This window comes from Mesorhizobium loti, from assembly GCA_014189435.1.
Lineage (GTDB): Bacteria > Pseudomonadota > Alphaproteobacteria > Rhizobiales > Rhizobiaceae > Mesorhizobium > Mesorhizobium loti_G.
The window spans coordinates 4,711,215-4,724,263 of sequence record CP050293.1 but is presented as its reverse complement, the minus strand read 5'-3'; the positions used below and the strand labels follow the sequence as shown (position 1 = coordinate 4,724,263).

The 13,049-nt window shown below is 63.2% G+C and carries 13 protein-coding genes; 4 read left to right on the top strand and 9 right to left on the bottom strand.

Annotation, left to right across the window (positions count from 1 at the left end):
• Positions 1–6 precede the first annotated feature (6 nt).
• Entirely contained in the window at positions 7–981 is a 975-nt protein-coding gene (locus HB777_22760) for a GlxA family transcriptional regulator (GenBank protein ID QND66457.1), read from the bottom strand.
• Positions 982–1,097: 116 nt separating this feature from the next.
• Between HB777_22760 and HB777_22755 the strand changes: the two genes are divergently transcribed.
• Complete coding sequence (locus HB777_22755) at positions 1,098–1,736, top strand: HD domain-containing protein (GenBank protein ID QND66456.1); 639 nt, start codon at positions 1,098–1,100, stop codon at positions 1,734–1,736.
• A gap of 619 nt (positions 1,737–2,355) precedes the next feature.
• Positions 2,356–2,610 (top strand): DUF768 domain-containing protein, encoded by a 255-nt coding sequence (locus HB777_22750; protein QND66455.1) that lies wholly within the window; start codon positions 2,356–2,358, stop codon positions 2,608–2,610.
• A 73-nt stretch (positions 2,611–2,683) separates the two neighbouring features.
• Here the strand turns inward: HB777_22750 and HB777_22745 are convergent, their stop codons facing one another.
• The 3 genes from HB777_22745 to HB777_22735 all read right to left on the bottom strand — a co-directional run bounded on the left by HB777_22745 (position 2,684) and on the right by HB777_22735 (position 6,413).
• Complete coding sequence (locus HB777_22745) at positions 2,684–3,802, bottom strand: P1 family peptidase (GenBank protein ID QND66454.1); 1,119 nt, start codon at positions 3,800–3,802, stop codon at positions 2,684–2,686.
• 5 nt (positions 3,803–3,807) lie between these two features.
• The gene (locus tag HB777_22740) at positions 3,808–5,373 is read right to left on the bottom strand and encodes an exodeoxyribonuclease VII large subunit (protein QND66453.1); all 1,566 of its coding nucleotides are present in this window, start codon (positions 5,371–5,373) and stop codon (positions 3,808–3,810) included.
• Between the two features lie 83 nt (positions 5,374–5,456).
• Entirely contained in the window at positions 5,457–6,413 is a 957-nt protein-coding gene (locus tag HB777_22735; protein ID QND66452.1) for a LysR family transcriptional regulator, read from the bottom strand.
• A gap of 178 nt (positions 6,414–6,591) precedes the next feature.
• Here HB777_22735 and HB777_22730 point away from each other — a divergent pair, with 178 nt between their 5' ends.
• Positions 6,592–6,882 (top strand): DUF1127 domain-containing protein, encoded by a 291-nt coding sequence (locus tag HB777_22730; protein QND66451.1) that lies wholly within the window; start codon positions 6,592–6,594, stop codon positions 6,880–6,882.
• 433 nt (positions 6,883–7,315) lie between these two features.
• Here HB777_22730 and HB777_22725 read toward each other — a convergent pair whose 3' ends face one another.
• The 4 genes from HB777_22725 to HB777_22710 form a co-directional block, all read right to left on the bottom strand.
• Complete coding sequence (locus HB777_22725) at positions 7,316–8,359, bottom strand: DUF937 domain-containing protein (GenBank protein ID QND66450.1); 1,044 nt, start codon at positions 8,357–8,359, stop codon at positions 7,316–7,318.
• A 100-nt stretch (positions 8,360–8,459) separates the two neighbouring features.
• Positions 8,460–9,833: a glutamate--cysteine ligase gene (locus HB777_22720; GenBank protein ID QND66449.1), complete on the bottom strand. Its 1,374-nt coding sequence runs from the start codon at positions 9,831–9,833 to the stop codon at positions 8,460–8,462.
• Between the two features lie 143 nt (positions 9,834–9,976).
• Positions 9,977–10,711: a 16S rRNA (uracil(1498)-N(3))-methyltransferase gene (locus HB777_22715; protein QND68874.1), complete on the bottom strand. Its 735-nt coding sequence runs from the start codon at positions 10,709–10,711 to the stop codon at positions 9,977–9,979.
• A gap of 31 nt (positions 10,712–10,742) precedes the next feature.
• Entirely contained in the window at positions 10,743–11,390 is a 648-nt protein-coding gene (locus HB777_22710) for a hypothetical protein (GenBank protein QND66448.1), read from the bottom strand.
• 88 nt (positions 11,391–11,478) lie between these two features.
• Between HB777_22710 and HB777_22705 the strand changes: the two genes are divergently transcribed.
• Positions 11,479–12,177, top strand: coding sequence for a GMP synthase (locus HB777_22705; GenBank protein QND66447.1), 699 nt, complete (start codon positions 11,479–11,481; stop codon positions 12,175–12,177).
• 64 nt (positions 12,178–12,241) lie between these two features.
• Here the strand turns inward: HB777_22705 and HB777_22700 are convergent, their stop codons facing one another.
• Positions 12,242–12,583, bottom strand: a complete 342-nt coding sequence (locus HB777_22700) for an antibiotic biosynthesis monooxygenase (protein QND66446.1) — start codon at positions 12,581–12,583, stop codon at positions 12,242–12,244.
• Positions 12,584–13,049: the final 466 nt, after the last annotated feature.

Genomic DNA, 13,049 nt, shown 5'->3' with positions numbered 1-13,049 from the left:
CGATCTTCAAGACATGGCCTGTGGGTCATCGACCTGGACACGCCGGTAGGCGGTAGGCGTGATGCCGACCTTGCGCTGGAAGGCGCGGCGAAACGTGTCGACGTCTGAGAACCCGCACTGGTCGGCGACGAGCTTGGGTGCAGCACCTGTTTCCAACAGGCGCTGCGCCGCCTCGACCCTGATGGCTTCGACCCAGGCCGAAGGCGTGATGCCGACCTCTTGCCGAAACAGCCGGGCGAAGTGGCGCGGGCTCATGCCGGCACGGCTCGCGAGCTGGTCGACGCCATGCTCCTCGGCGAGATTGGCGATCACCCAACGCTGCACCTGCTGCAGTGCTGAACGGCCGGTCGGGCTGCCGGCGCCTCTGCGGCTATATTGGAGCTGGCCGCCGTTGCGGCGGAAATACATGACCAACTGGGCGGCAACGCGGCGTGCGATCTCGGCGCCGAGATCCTCCTCGACCAGCGCCAGCGCCAGATCGAGGCCCGCGGTCACCCCGGCGGCGGTTCTGATCTTGCCGTCACGGACGTGAATGGCGTCGACGTCGAGGATCACCTCGGGAAAGCGCTCCGTCAGCTGGTCGGCGACGGCCCAATGCGTGGTGGCGCGGCGACCGTCAAGCAACCCGGCCTCCGCCAGCAGGAAGGCACCCGTGCACACCGATCCATAGCGCCGGGCAGTGGCGCTGGCGGCCCGCAGCCAATCGAGCAAAGGCTCGTCGCGGACCCATCGCGCCAGATGCGGAGCGCCGGCCACCAGGATCGTGTCGAAGCGCGGCATGTCGGGCTGTCCGATGACGAAATCGGGCAGAAGCCGTGCTCCCGATGAGCAAGATATTGGCCCGGCTGCGGCTGCGATGACCGAGATGGCATAGGCTTGCTGGCCTGCCTGCAGATTGGCTTCGGCAAAGACATCGAGCGGCCCGGAGACATCGAGCAGCTGCGCGCCTTCCATCGCGAGGATGCCGATCCGCAAGGCCATCAATCCACCCCAAGTCCGCTTTGCCGGTGTTTTGGCAGAAATCGTCGTGTTAAAGCGATTACTGCCATAGACGATCAATCTTAGAATGTCACTACTGATCAACAGGAGACGACATCATGGCAACCATTCCCACCAGCGCCACCATTCCCGACAGCAGGCTGGCGCGTGCCATTACCGCATTTGTCCGCGACACCGAGACCGAACTGCTCTTCAACCATTCCAGTCGCGTCTATCATTTCGGCGCACTGGCCGGCTTGCATCGCGGGCTCAGCTTCGATCGCGAACTGCTCTATGCCGGCGCGATGTTCCACGACATCGGGCTGATGCCGAGCCACAGCAGCAGGCATGAACGCTTCGAGGTCGACGGCGCGCATGCCGCCCGTGACTTCCTGCGCAGCCACGGCATTGCCGAGGAGGACGCCTACACGGTCTGGACCGCGATCGCGCTGCACACCACGCCGGGCGTGCCGGTTCACATGCATCCGGTCGTGGCGTTGGTGACGGCGGGCGTCGAAATGGACGTGCTCGGGCTCACCCACAGAGAGTATTCCGACGAGGAGCGCGAAACGGTGGTGCAAGCCTTCCCGAGAACGCCTGATTTCAAGGAGGATATCATCCAGGCCTTTTACGATGGCATCAAACACAAGCCCGACACCACCTTCGGCAACGTCAAGGCCGATGTGATCGCCGACAAGGAACCGCATTTCCACCGCGGCAACTTCTGCTCGGTGATCCGCAACTCCGCCTGGCGGTAGAAGCCAAGCCGATCCCGATCTGCCTGGCCTTGTCTGTGCTGGCGCGGTTCGCCGCCGGTGCGCGGCATTTCGGTGGGGATTCGCGGCTTGTGGTCGGGTTCTCCGGCCAAATTGGCTGCATGTTCGCCGTTGCGAGCGGCTCTGCCGCTCGCAACCTGGCGAATGATTGCCATGGCAAAACGATGCCCGGCCGCTGCGAATATGCCGCGACTCGACCCCTCCGGCGCGGCGGAAAGAAGCAGGATGGCGAGCGGAGTCGACATTGCATGAGGATGACACTATATACCGGCGGCTTCGACCCGCGCGCCTAAGGGTTTGCGCCGCGAAGCAACTGTAAATGCGTTATGTGTTGCGCCATCTATTGTGACGAAAATCGGCTCGGAAACCGGAAAAAAGCAAATAGAAACAGTGGCGCAAAGCTGGGCGAGGCCCAGCCAACGGTACCGGCCCCCCAGAATCAGAAAATGCTCTTGACCCCTCGATTTCCTATGGCTCTGTGGACCTTGGACGGCATCGGCTTGCCGGCTGACCGCGACTCGGCTCGAATGGGGACATGCATCCTTTGTGGGATGTCGACGTTTGTGATTACCAACCGGCTTTGCCGCCAGGGAACAGCAGTATGAGTGAACACGCGATCGAGTTCTTGCGGGGATGGATCGGCGAAAAGGTCCATTGCCAGTCATCCCAGGCCCGGATCGACAAGCAGGCCGAGACTTTGGCCAAGGAATGCGCTGCCAAGGCGGCGGAGGTCGGCATACACCTGGAGGATATCCAGGAAGAAGTCGGTGATATCAAGGAACTCATTGCCTCCCGGCTAGAGGAAGCGGCCGAGGCCGACGAGCAGCAGCAGGCATCCAGCAAAGCCGCGGAATGACCGCATAAAAGCGACTCCATCTGAAACGAAAACGCGGGCTGCTTGGCCCGCGTTTTCGTTTCAGCGACCGCCTTCAGCCAAATTTTTCCTTCAGCCACGCCTTCGGCAGCGCCGGCACGAAGTTTCCGTCGCGCCCGGTCATGTCGTCATTGGCGACCAATGCGTTGAGGATCGCTTCCTCCACGGTCTGGATCACCGCATCGAAAAACGGATCGATGTCAGTGTCCGGAATAAAATCGGCGCTGGCGATGCGGCCGGATGGCGAAAGCGCCGCGCTCGCATTGGCGGTCGAGAAGGCGATAAAAATGTCGCCTGAACTGTGGTAGCCGAAGCCGCCGGTCATGGCGACGCCAAGCGGCACCCGGCGGGCCAGTCGCTTCATCTGATGCGGCAGGAACGGCGCATCGGTGGCGATGACGGCGATGATCGAGCCCTTTTCGGCGCGCGGCGTGCCTTCGCGGACAGCCGGTTCGACAAGTTCCGGCCCGGCGCGCACGCCGCGAACCGTAAAATTGTGCCGTTTGCCGAAATTCGACTGCACGAAGGCACCGACCGCGTAGGTGCGGCCGTGCCATCCAACGATGCGCGATGCGGTGCCGGAGCCGGCTTTGAAGCCGAAGGTGATCATGCCGGTGCCGCCGCCGACGCTGCCTTCCTCGATCGGTCCGCGGGCAGCGCCGTCAAGGGCCTGGGCGACATGCTCCGATGTCAGATGGTGGCCGTTGATGTCGTTGAGGAAGCCGTCATAGGTCTCCGCCGCCACCGGCAGCCCCCAGCCGCTGTCGAGCGCCGCCGGCAGCACGCTTTGCATCCAGCGCAGCGTGCCGTCGCGCGAGACACCGCAGGAATGCGTGTTGGTGATGGTGATCGGGAAGTTGAAAGCGCCGGTTTCCTCGACGATGTGCGAGCCGGTCAGTTCGCCATTGCCGTTCTGGCTGAATATGCCGGCGAAGACAGGGGTCGCCAGATCGGCGCGCGGCCTGGGCAGGATCGCGGTCACGCCGGTGCGCACCGGTCCCTTGCCGACGACAAGCGCGCCGTCGCCCGAGATCAGTGTCGCATAGCCGACAGCGACGCCGGGCACATCGGTGATCGCGTTGAACGGCCCAGGTTTCCCGTCAAAGCCGATGCCAAATCTTCGCGCGCGCGGCTTGCCGGAAGGCGTTGCCAGATGGTTCGGGTTGTCGGTCATGGTCTTTAAAACAGGGATCCCTGGTTTCCCGGCTCTTTGGTCTTGGACGCCGGCTTTGCCACGGCTTTCGGCTTTGCGGTGCCGCTGATCGCCACCGCATCGGCGGTGCCGTCGGCGAACTCAAGCGAAAGCGCCATCCCCGATGCCACATCGGCCGCCTGCTTGATCACCACCCCGTCGGCGTCCTTCACCAGGGCGAAGCCGCGCGCCAGCACCGCCTTGTGCGACAGCGTGGCAAGCAGTCGGTCGGCCTGGCTCAATTGTCCGCGCAGGCGCTCTAACCGCACGGAGATCACCCGATCCTGCCGCCGCGCCAGCGCCGCCAGCGTGTCCCCCAGCAGTTTCTGGCGCCGTACGATCGGTGCCGGCGACAGCCGCGTCGCGGTGCGGGAAAATCGCGCGCGGCGTTCGCGCACGATGGCAAAAAACGCTGCCTGCGCGCGGGCGAGGTCGCGGCCAGTAAGCGTGCGGGCTTCATTGATGCGCCGCGACAGCGTGGCCGGCGTCAGCCTTTGGCCTTGCAGCCGCGCCCGCTTGCGGTCGACACTGACGGACAGCGCCCGGCCGAGCCTGGATGTCGCCTCATCGAGGCGTCGGCGCGGCAGCGCCAGCAATTGATCGGGCGAGGGCAGCGCACGCGCCGCCGCACGGGCAGCCTGCCGCTTGCGTTCGAAATTGCGCAGGACCGCGGCTTTCAGCCGCGCACCCAGGCTGGCAAGCGTTGCTTCAAGGTCGGCCTTCACCGGCACGGCAATTTCGGCCGCGCCTGTCGGTGTCGGCGCCCGCACATCCGCGACGAGGTCGATCAGCGTCCAGTCCGTCTCATGGCCGACAGCCGAGATCACAGGAATGCCGGAAGCGGCGACGGCGCGGGCGAGGGCCTCATCGTTGAAGCCCCAAAGGTCTTCGAGACTGCCGCCGCCGCGCGCGACGATCAGCAGGTCTGGGCGCTGGATGGCGCCATCCCAGGCCAGCGCGTTGAAGCCGTTGACCGCGGCGGCCACTTCAGCGCCAGACGTCTCGCCCTGCACACGCACCGGCCAGACCAGGATATGCAGCGGAAACCGGTCCTTGATGCGATGAATGATGTCGCGGATGACGGACCCCGTCGGCGAGGTGACGACGCCGATGACGCGCGGCATGAACGGCAGCAACCGCTTGCGGCCGGTATCGAACAAGCCCTCGGCCTGCAGCCGCCGCTTGCGCTCTTCCAGCAGCGCCATCAGCGCGCCGGCGCCGGCCGGCTCCAGATTGTCGATGACGATCTGGTAGTTGGACTTGCCGGGATAGGTGGTGAGCTTGCCGGTGGCGATCACCTCCATCCCCTCTTCGGGGCGGAACTTCAGCCGGCTCATCGTGCCTTTCCATACCACGGCGTCGAGCCGCGCGCGGTCGTCCTTCAGCGCGAAATAGGCATGACCGGAGGAATGCGGCCCGCGATAGCCTGATATTTCGCCGCGCACCCGCACATTGCCGAAGACGTCCTCGACCGTGCGCTTCAGCGCGCCGGAGATCTCGCTCACCGTGTATTCGGCGGCGTTGGTGCGTGATTCGGATGCTGCGTCGCTCATCGGTCGATTGGGGGACGGTTGGGCGCCCGCGTCAAGGTGGCCATGTCAGGCCAGGCGTTCATAACCCGCATGCCTGACCCTGCCTACCAGCCGGGCAGGATCTGGTTCGGCTTGGTTCGCCGCAGCTTGGTGAAGGCGAGCGCGGCGAAGTCGAATGTCCCGGTGTCCTCGCTGAGCGGCACCGAAATATTGTCCAGGCTTTCCGAAATATGGCGGGCGAGCGCATCGACGATCTCGGGTCGTGACGTCTGGCCGCGCATGATGCCGATGCGGCAGTCGGGCAAGGCACCAAAGCCGTCGGCTTCACCCAGCACCCGCATGCCGGGCCTGAGCGCGCATTCCGGCAGCACCGAGATCGCCAGGCCCGAAAGCACCGCGGCGGTGATGACCGTGGCCGAGAAGCTGGTGAACAGAATGCGATAGTCGCGGTTCTGCTGGTCGAGCACATCGACCGCGGCGCGCCGCCAGATGCAATTCGGCCGGCCGAAGGCCATCGGCAGTGTTACCTGCTCATGCGTCGCATGGTTGGCCGAGGTGACCCACAACAGCGGTTCGCGCCGCACGACCTCCGACTGGCCGCGTACATCGTTGTGCGTCACCAGCGCCAGGTCGAGATTGCCGCGCTTGATATGCTCGACCAGCCCCGGCGTCGGCTCGCAGATGACGGTCAGTTCGACGCGCGGATTGGAGCGCGTGAACCGCGCCATGATTTCCGGCAGGAAACGGTCGGCATAGTCGTCGGGCGTGCCGATGCGGATCGTACCTTCGAGCCGCCGGTCGTCGAAAGCGGCCAGCGTTTCGCGGTTGAGGTAAAGCAGCCGCCGCGCATAGGAGAGCAGCTTGTCACCTTCCTCGGTCAGCCTGTTGGTGCGCCCGTCCTTTTCGAACAGAGGCTTGCCGAGCCGCTCCTCCAGCCGGCGCATCTGCATCGACACCGCCGACTGGGTCCGATGCACCTCCTCGGCTGCTCTTGTGAAGCTGCCGGTGTCGGCAATCGAGATGAAGGTCTGCAACTGATCGAGATCGAGCGGCGATTTCATCGATATGATCCATCACTAGTGTTGATGCCTAGGATTAGAAACATTCGTTGGATTAATCAATCGCATCATGGCAAATTCGCATTGTCCACATGAAAGCATGTGAATTGGGACCGGAACGGCCGCTGTCGCCAGCGCCGATTGCTTGGTTTCGCCCGTTCGAGTCTGAAGGAGACCGACAATGACCACGTTTGATTTCGCCACCGAGACCTCGCGCATCACCTCGCGTCCGGCCGTTGCGACGCGCGTGGCAAATACCGTCTCCAACATCTACCGCGCCTGGAAAAACCGCCGCGCCTTCTACCGCCTTGGCGAGATGTCGGACGCCGAACTCGCCGATATCGGCCTGACGCGCGCCGACCTGCATGTCGCCATCGACGTGCCGTTTGGCCGCGACCCGACGGCGATGTTGCGCGAAATCGCCAGCGATCGCGTCGAGACGATCGAGGACATCGCCCGCAAGGTGGCCTGATTGCCTGAGTTTCGGTCCCGTTGAACCTTTTTGCGGTTCAGTGCGACCAAGGTTCTGCAGGCTCCCCACTCCCTGCCGGTTCCCCGCCGGCCTGCCTGCATGTTGCCCGGTCCTCCCAAGGACCGGGCTTTTCTTTTTGCTTAAAACCGATCGATAAGCTCGGTGAGCCGTCCACCGGCGAAGATCAAAATCCCGAAGGCCAAAAGGCACAGAGCGAATATCCCGTAGCCGGCGCGATTACTCTCATCTAAAGGCTTCCACTGTGATGATAGCGGCTTGCCATACTTCAAGGCGTCACGAATGTTTCTATACCCGGGTGCGTCACGCGGGTTAAGGAAGTCATATCGATATACTGAGTAGACACTGCCGAGCAGTGCTGCACCCATCAACCCGTTGACGACTATCTCACCTAGAGTCATTGCTTTTTTCCGGACTACCGCCGGTCCATGTCCCGTTTGAACTGATCGAAGATCGTTTCCACGCCCTTCTGGTAGTCGTCACGCTGCTGGGCGCCGGTTTCGAACATCTTGCCGAACAGGTCGTCGAACGGATTCCTTGGCCTGCCGCTCGGATTGGCCTGTGGCTGAGGGGCCTGACGCTGCTGCGGGGGCGCTTGAGGCTGTTGCGGCGCCGGCTGGCCGCCCGGGATGCCGAAGCCGCCACCGCCGCCTTGCCGCAGCATCTCCTCGAAGATCTTTCCCAACGGATTGTCGCCATAAGGGCTTTGCGTCTGCTGAGGCTGCGCCCGACCTTGCGGCTGCGGCTGCGGCTGCGGCTGGGGCGCGCCGCCGCCGAACATGTCCTGCAGCACCTTGCCGAGCGGGTTGTCGCCATAGGGATTGGGTACCGGCTGCGGCTGGCTTTGCGGCTGTGGCGTCCCGCCGCCGAACATGTCCTGCAAAACCTTGCCGAGCGGGTTGTCCATCGGGTTCTGGGGCTGTGGCGCCTGGCGCGGCTGGGGCGCCGGGGCCTGGCCGCCTTGCCGCATCATCTGCTCGATGATCTCGCCGAGCGGATTGTTGCCGCCGCCGCCGAAACCGCCGGCGGCCTGCATCTGGTTTGTCGTCTGCTTGAACAGCCCGCCCATGACCATCGAGGCGATCGCCGGCAGCATCTGCTGCAGGATCTGCTGATTGACGCCGCTCGCTTGCGCCGCCTGGCTGGCCACGGCGCGCGACAGATCCTTCGAGCCGAACAAATGTCCGAGAATGCCGTTGCCCTCATCGACGCCTTGCGGCGAGAAGGCTCTGGTTGCGTCCTCGAAATACTTGGCGTGCTGGCCGCTGGCCATCGCCGTCATGAAGGCGCCGAGCCCATAGGGGTCGGCAGTGTTGCGTTGCAGCCCTTGCGAAAAGGCCGGCAGCAATGCGGCGACCGCCGCCTGCGTCTGCTGCATCGAAAGCCCGTATTGTTGGGCAAGGGCCTGCATGCCGTTGCCGTTCTGGGCCTGCGTCAGCATGTCGAACAAGGTAGGCATCGGCGTCTCCTCCGGAAATCCTCGCCGAAGAAGCCTAGTTCGTTTCCACTTCCGATTGAAGCTACTTTTGCCGATCAATCGGCTGCGTCAAATCCGAGGGTTAATAGGCGTATTCCATGAACACCGGCTCGATCGAGCCACCCCAGCGCGTGTGATAGGCCGACAGCATCTCCTCGGCGCTGGTTGTTCCGCGGGCCACGACTTCGTCGAGCGTGTTGAGGAAGGAGGTCTCGTCGTAGCCGTCGCGGTTCTTGCGGCCACGGTTCTTCAGGCCCATGCGCGAAATGACCATCACGTCACGGGCGATTTCGCGCAGCGTAGTGTTGCGGAAGGGCGCGGAAATGCCTTGTTCCGGCACGGCATTGCGCATCGCCAGCGTTTCTTCATACGTCCAGCTCGAGGTCAGCGCCTCGGCGGCGTCGAGTGCGGCCTCATCATAGAGCAATCCGACCCAGAAGGCCGGCAGTGCGCAGATGCGCCGCCATGGCCCGCCGTCGGCGCCGCGCATCTCGAGGAAACGCTTCAGGCGCACATCCGGGAACAGCGTCGACAGATGGTTCGCCCAGTCGCCCATAGTCGGCAGCCCGTCGGGCACTTCATTGCGCGCTGCCCCGGCCATGAACTGGCGGAAGGTGATGTGCGTCATGTCGTGATAGTGGCCGTCGCGGATAACGAAATACATCGGCACGTCGAGCGCCCATTCGACATAGTCGGCGAAACCGAAATCGGGCGAGAAGCAGAATTCGAGCAGGCCCGAGCGCTGGTTGTCGGTGTCGCGCCAGATGTCGCCGCGCCAGCTCTGCAAACCATTCGGATGGCTTTCGGTGAAGGGCGAATTGGCGAACAGCGCCGTCGACAGCGGCTGCAGCTTCAGCGACACCTGCATCTTGCGGCGCATGTCGGCCTCGCTCTCGAAGTCGAGATTCACCTGGATCGTGCAGGTGCGGTACATCATGTCGAGGCCCTTGGTGCCGACCTTGGGCATGTAGCGTGTCATGATCTCGTAGCGCGATTTCGGCATTTTCGGCGTCTCGGCCAGCGACCATTTCGGGCTGCCGCCGAGGCCGAGGAAGCGGATGCCCATCGGTTCGGCGATCTCGCGCACCTGCGCCAGATGGGCATTGCCCTCGCGGCAGGTCTGATGGATCGTCTCCAGCGGTGCGCCGGAAAGCTCGAACTGGCCGCCGGGTTCCAGCGAAATCGCCCCCTGGCCGGTCGGTTCGACCAGGCCGATGATGCGGCCGTCATCGACGATGGGATCCCAGCCGAGCTTTGACTGCATGCCTTCGAGGATGGCGCGGATGCCACGCTCGCCGCCATAGGGGACCGGCGCGTTGCCGTCGACATAGAAGGGGAATTTCTCGTGCTCGGTGCCGATGCGCCACTTGTCACGCGGCTTGTTGCCTTCGGCCAGGTGCTCGACGAGTTCGTCGAAGTCTTCGATCGGCCGAAAATCGGTTGTATCGCGCGCCATGATTGAGCCCTCAGAGGCGGCCGGACGACCGCCGGCGCTAAATGGACGAAATGTCAGCAGACGATCAAGCGAAAAATCCTGAGCCACAGGTCAACAGGAATTGAACGTTACCGCACTCTCCGTCCCTTGCAAGAGACGAGATCTCACCAGTCTCCGACTGTCGCCTGCATCACCGCGAGCGCGGCCACCGCCGCCGTATCGGCGCGCAGGATACGCGGGCCGAGCGGAATGGCGGTGACGAAGGGCAGGGCGCGCAGCATCTTGCGCTCATCGTCGGAAAAGCCGCCCTCCGGCCCGACCAGCAGCCCAAGCTTCTTTTCCTTGACCGCCTGCAGCGCGGGCAGCGGATTGTTGGTCGAAGCGTCCTCGTCGCAGAAGATCAGCCGTCGCTCCTTGTCCCAGCCGGTCAGCAGGCGGTCGAATTTTTCCGCTTCGCGCACCTCCGGCACCGCCAGGATGCCGCATTGTTCGGCGGCTTCAACGACATTGGCGCGCAGGCGATCGATCGAAGGCTTGGCCACTTGCGTGTGCTGGGTGATGACCGGCTGCAGGATGCCGGCGCCCATCTCGACCGCCTTCTGCACGAGATAGTCGAGCCGGCCCTGCTTCAGCGGCGCAAAGCAGTAGACGAGATCGGGCAGTGGCGGCTGTGGCCGTTGCAGCGCCGACACCTTCAGCCGCACCGCCCTTTTTGTTTTCGCTGATATGGCAGCCGACCACTCGCCGTCGCGGCCATTGAACACCAGGATTTCGGCGCCTTCGGCAAGCCGCAGCACATGCAGGAGATAGTGGCTCTGCTGTTGGCCGGCGTCGAACTCGATGTCTGGCCGCAGATCGTCGGGCACGAACAGACGTTGCATCTTGTAATTGGCGCGCATCGCCGAGGAATGAGCGAGCCGGCCGCCGGCGTCAAGCCTCGGCGGATGGATGCCATACCGGCCGAAAGCCATGCCGCAGCACGGCAAGCGTCGTGGCCGGCGTCAGCAGCGACAGCGTCTTACCGTTGAGCAGGCGGAAATCAGCTGGTGAGCCATATCCAGCAAAGGACCAGCGCAATGCCCTGCCGCTGCGCAAGGCATATACGCTGCCGCCATCCGTGACCATGGCGCCGTCGGGCAGGCCGACAAGGTCGTCAACAGCAACCGCCGGCGGCTTGCCGCCCGACGCCAGCCGCTCCTTGTGCAGCCGCTTGTCGACCATCGGCGCGCGCGGTTCGGCAATGCCGAAAGCCTTGCCGAAGCGGCCGACGAAATCCTTGGCCCGTTCGCGCTGGCAAAAGAAGCAGGGGCGATGCCCGGCCGCCAGTGCCGTCGCCTCGTCGAGGAAAAACAGTTCGGTCCAGCCCGCTTTACCGCCCTTCCGGTTGCGGCCCATCGGTTCGCGCCGCACATCGCGGAATTGGCAGACGCAGATGATCCAGGCCTGAAGCACCCAACGCTTTTTCTTGAGCGTCTTCGACTCGGGATCGTGGAGGATGCCGCGATTGCCGGTGAACAGGCCACGCTCGGGTACGGCGTGGATGGCGCCGAACGGATCGACCCGGTTTTGCAGTGGCATAGTTTTCTCCCGCGACACGCATCTTGGCTGCAATGCTGGCGGCATGATATCGCTGGTCCCACGTTTTTCATGTCAGTAGGGTTTTGCGATGCGGGTGCTGGTGGTCCAGAACTACGACAATACCGGCCTTGGCCAGGTTGGCGCCGCCCTTGCGGAGGCGGGCGCCGATCTCGATCTGCGTCTCCCTTACAAGGGCGATCCCCTGCCGGATGACGCGGCCGGGCATGATGCCATGATCGTGCTCGGCGGCGGCCAGAACGCGCTGGCCGACGATGATTACCCCTATTTCCCGGCACTGCTCGAACTGACCCGCGATTTTGCCGGCAAGGATCGCGCCGTGCTCGGCATCTGCCTCGGCAGCCAGCTCGTCGCTCGCGCCTTCGGCGGCGAGAACCGCATCGGTGGCGCCAACGAATTCGGCTGGCGCGGTGTGTCGCTGACGCCGGACGCCAAGGCCGATCCGGTGCTGGGCGCACTGCCGGAAAAATTTCCGATCTTCCAGTGGCACGACGACACCTTCGTTTTGCCTGAAAACGCCGTGCGGCTTGCCGGCAACGATGTCGCCGAGAACCAGGCGTTCCGCGTCGGCCGTGCCGTATACGGTTTCCAGTTCCATTTCGAGGCCGACCGCCCGATGGTCAAGGACTGGAGCACGTCCTTTGCCCCGACCATTGCCGCGCGCCATCCCGACTGGGCCGGCAAGCTCGACGGCGAAATGGCGCGCAACGGACCTGACGCGGATGCTGCCGGTCTGGCCATTGCCCGCGCCTGGGTAGCGACGATCTGACGTCCCTCTCGTTTGCTGGATTTGAAGTTTCTGCTGTTTGGGCAGCAAATCCTGACAGCGCCCTTCAGTTAAGCTGCCTTTCTGGGCCCAAATCTGAAAGATCTGCTTCATCTGTAACATGGTAACGTTTGAGGGAGACCGATTTTAGGGTTATTTTGGCCACCTCTTGCATGGCACGTTTGAAATGCGGACTCGCAAGATGAGCGTCCAGAGATTCTTGATTGACCCAGGCCTCAGACAAGCGAAACAGGTTCGGGTGAGAGATGTCCTGCCCCGTATAGTAATACAGGCAGCCTGCTTCATTTACGGTCTCTGCGGCACACGCCGTCGTCGAACGAATAAACTCTTGGATATCAGATTCCAGTACTCCAGTCGTTCCGTTGATGATGATTTGAGCTGGGGGCATGAGTTTTCCTTTCCGCCGAAATGCTGGGTGGATCTGTTGAAGTTCGACAAAAACCGAGTTGGCATACGAAGCAATGGTGTCTATTTACTCAGGCACACATTTCGCGATGCCTCTTGAACCTCCAACCAAGTACAATGCGCTCCCAACCCAGAGGTTCCGGAAGCTGGAACCATTGCCGCATTCCCTGCTCGGCAAGCGTTTATCGATTATGGGGGCTCACACCTGACCAACTGCGTGGCAAATTTGGCACGCGGCGGTGAATCCGCCTGGGGAAAACCGGTTTCATCCTTGGCTTGTGTCCGCCCGCCAGCCTAGAAGGCGCGCGCTCTGCATCTTCCATGCAACCGCGATGAACCTTTTGTGTGACCCGTGCGACACACCGTTGATACAGAACATGCCTAGAAGCGCGAAATCGTCGAAACTTTGAAGCGAATTCTTCGTTTCAACGCATTGGTAACCGCCTCGT

Excerpts from the sequence above, each read along its gene's own strand:
- HB777_22760 (QND66457.1), bottom strand. The coding sequence starts at position 981 with ATGGCCTTGCGGATCGGCATCCTCGCGATGGAAGGCGCGCAGCTGCTC.
- HB777_22740 (QND66453.1), bottom strand. The coding sequence starts at position 5,373 with ATGAGCGACGCAGCATCCGAATCACGCACCAACGCCGCCGAATACACG.
- HB777_22725 (QND66450.1), bottom strand. The coding sequence starts at position 8,359 with ATGCCTACCTTGTTCGACATGCTGACGCAGGCCCAGAACGGCAACGGC.
- HB777_22700 (QND66446.1), bottom strand. The coding sequence starts at position 12,583 with ATGCCCCCAGCTCAAATCATCATCAACGGAACGACTGGAGTACTGGAA.
- HB777_22710 (QND66448.1), bottom strand. The coding sequence starts at position 11,390 with ATGCCACTGCAAAACCGGGTCGATCCGTTCGGCGCCATCCACGCCGTA.
- HB777_22705 (QND66447.1), top strand. The coding sequence starts at position 11,479 with ATGCGGGTGCTGGTGGTCCAGAACTACGACAATACCGGCCTTGGCCAG.
- HB777_22730 (QND66451.1), top strand. The coding sequence starts at position 6,592 with ATGACCACGTTTGATTTCGCCACCGAGACCTCGCGCATCACCTCGCGT.
- HB777_22720 (QND66449.1), bottom strand. The coding sequence starts at position 9,833 with ATGGCGCGCGATACAACCGATTTTCGGCCGATCGAAGACTTCGACGAA.
- HB777_22715 (QND68874.1), bottom strand. The coding sequence starts at position 10,711 with ATGCGCGCCAATTACAAGATGCAACGTCTGTTCGTGCCCGACGATCTG.
- HB777_22755 (QND66456.1), top strand. The coding sequence starts at position 1,098 with ATGGCAACCATTCCCACCAGCGCCACCATTCCCGACAGCAGGCTGGCG.
- HB777_22735 (QND66452.1), bottom strand. The coding sequence starts at position 6,413 with ATGAAATCGCCGCTCGATCTCGATCAGTTGCAGACCTTCATCTCGATT.
- HB777_22745 (QND66454.1), bottom strand. The coding sequence starts at position 3,802 with ATGACCGACAACCCGAACCATCTGGCAACGCCTTCCGGCAAGCCGCGC.
- HB777_22750 (QND66455.1), top strand. The coding sequence starts at position 2,356 with ATGAGTGAACACGCGATCGAGTTCTTGCGGGGATGGATCGGCGAAAAG.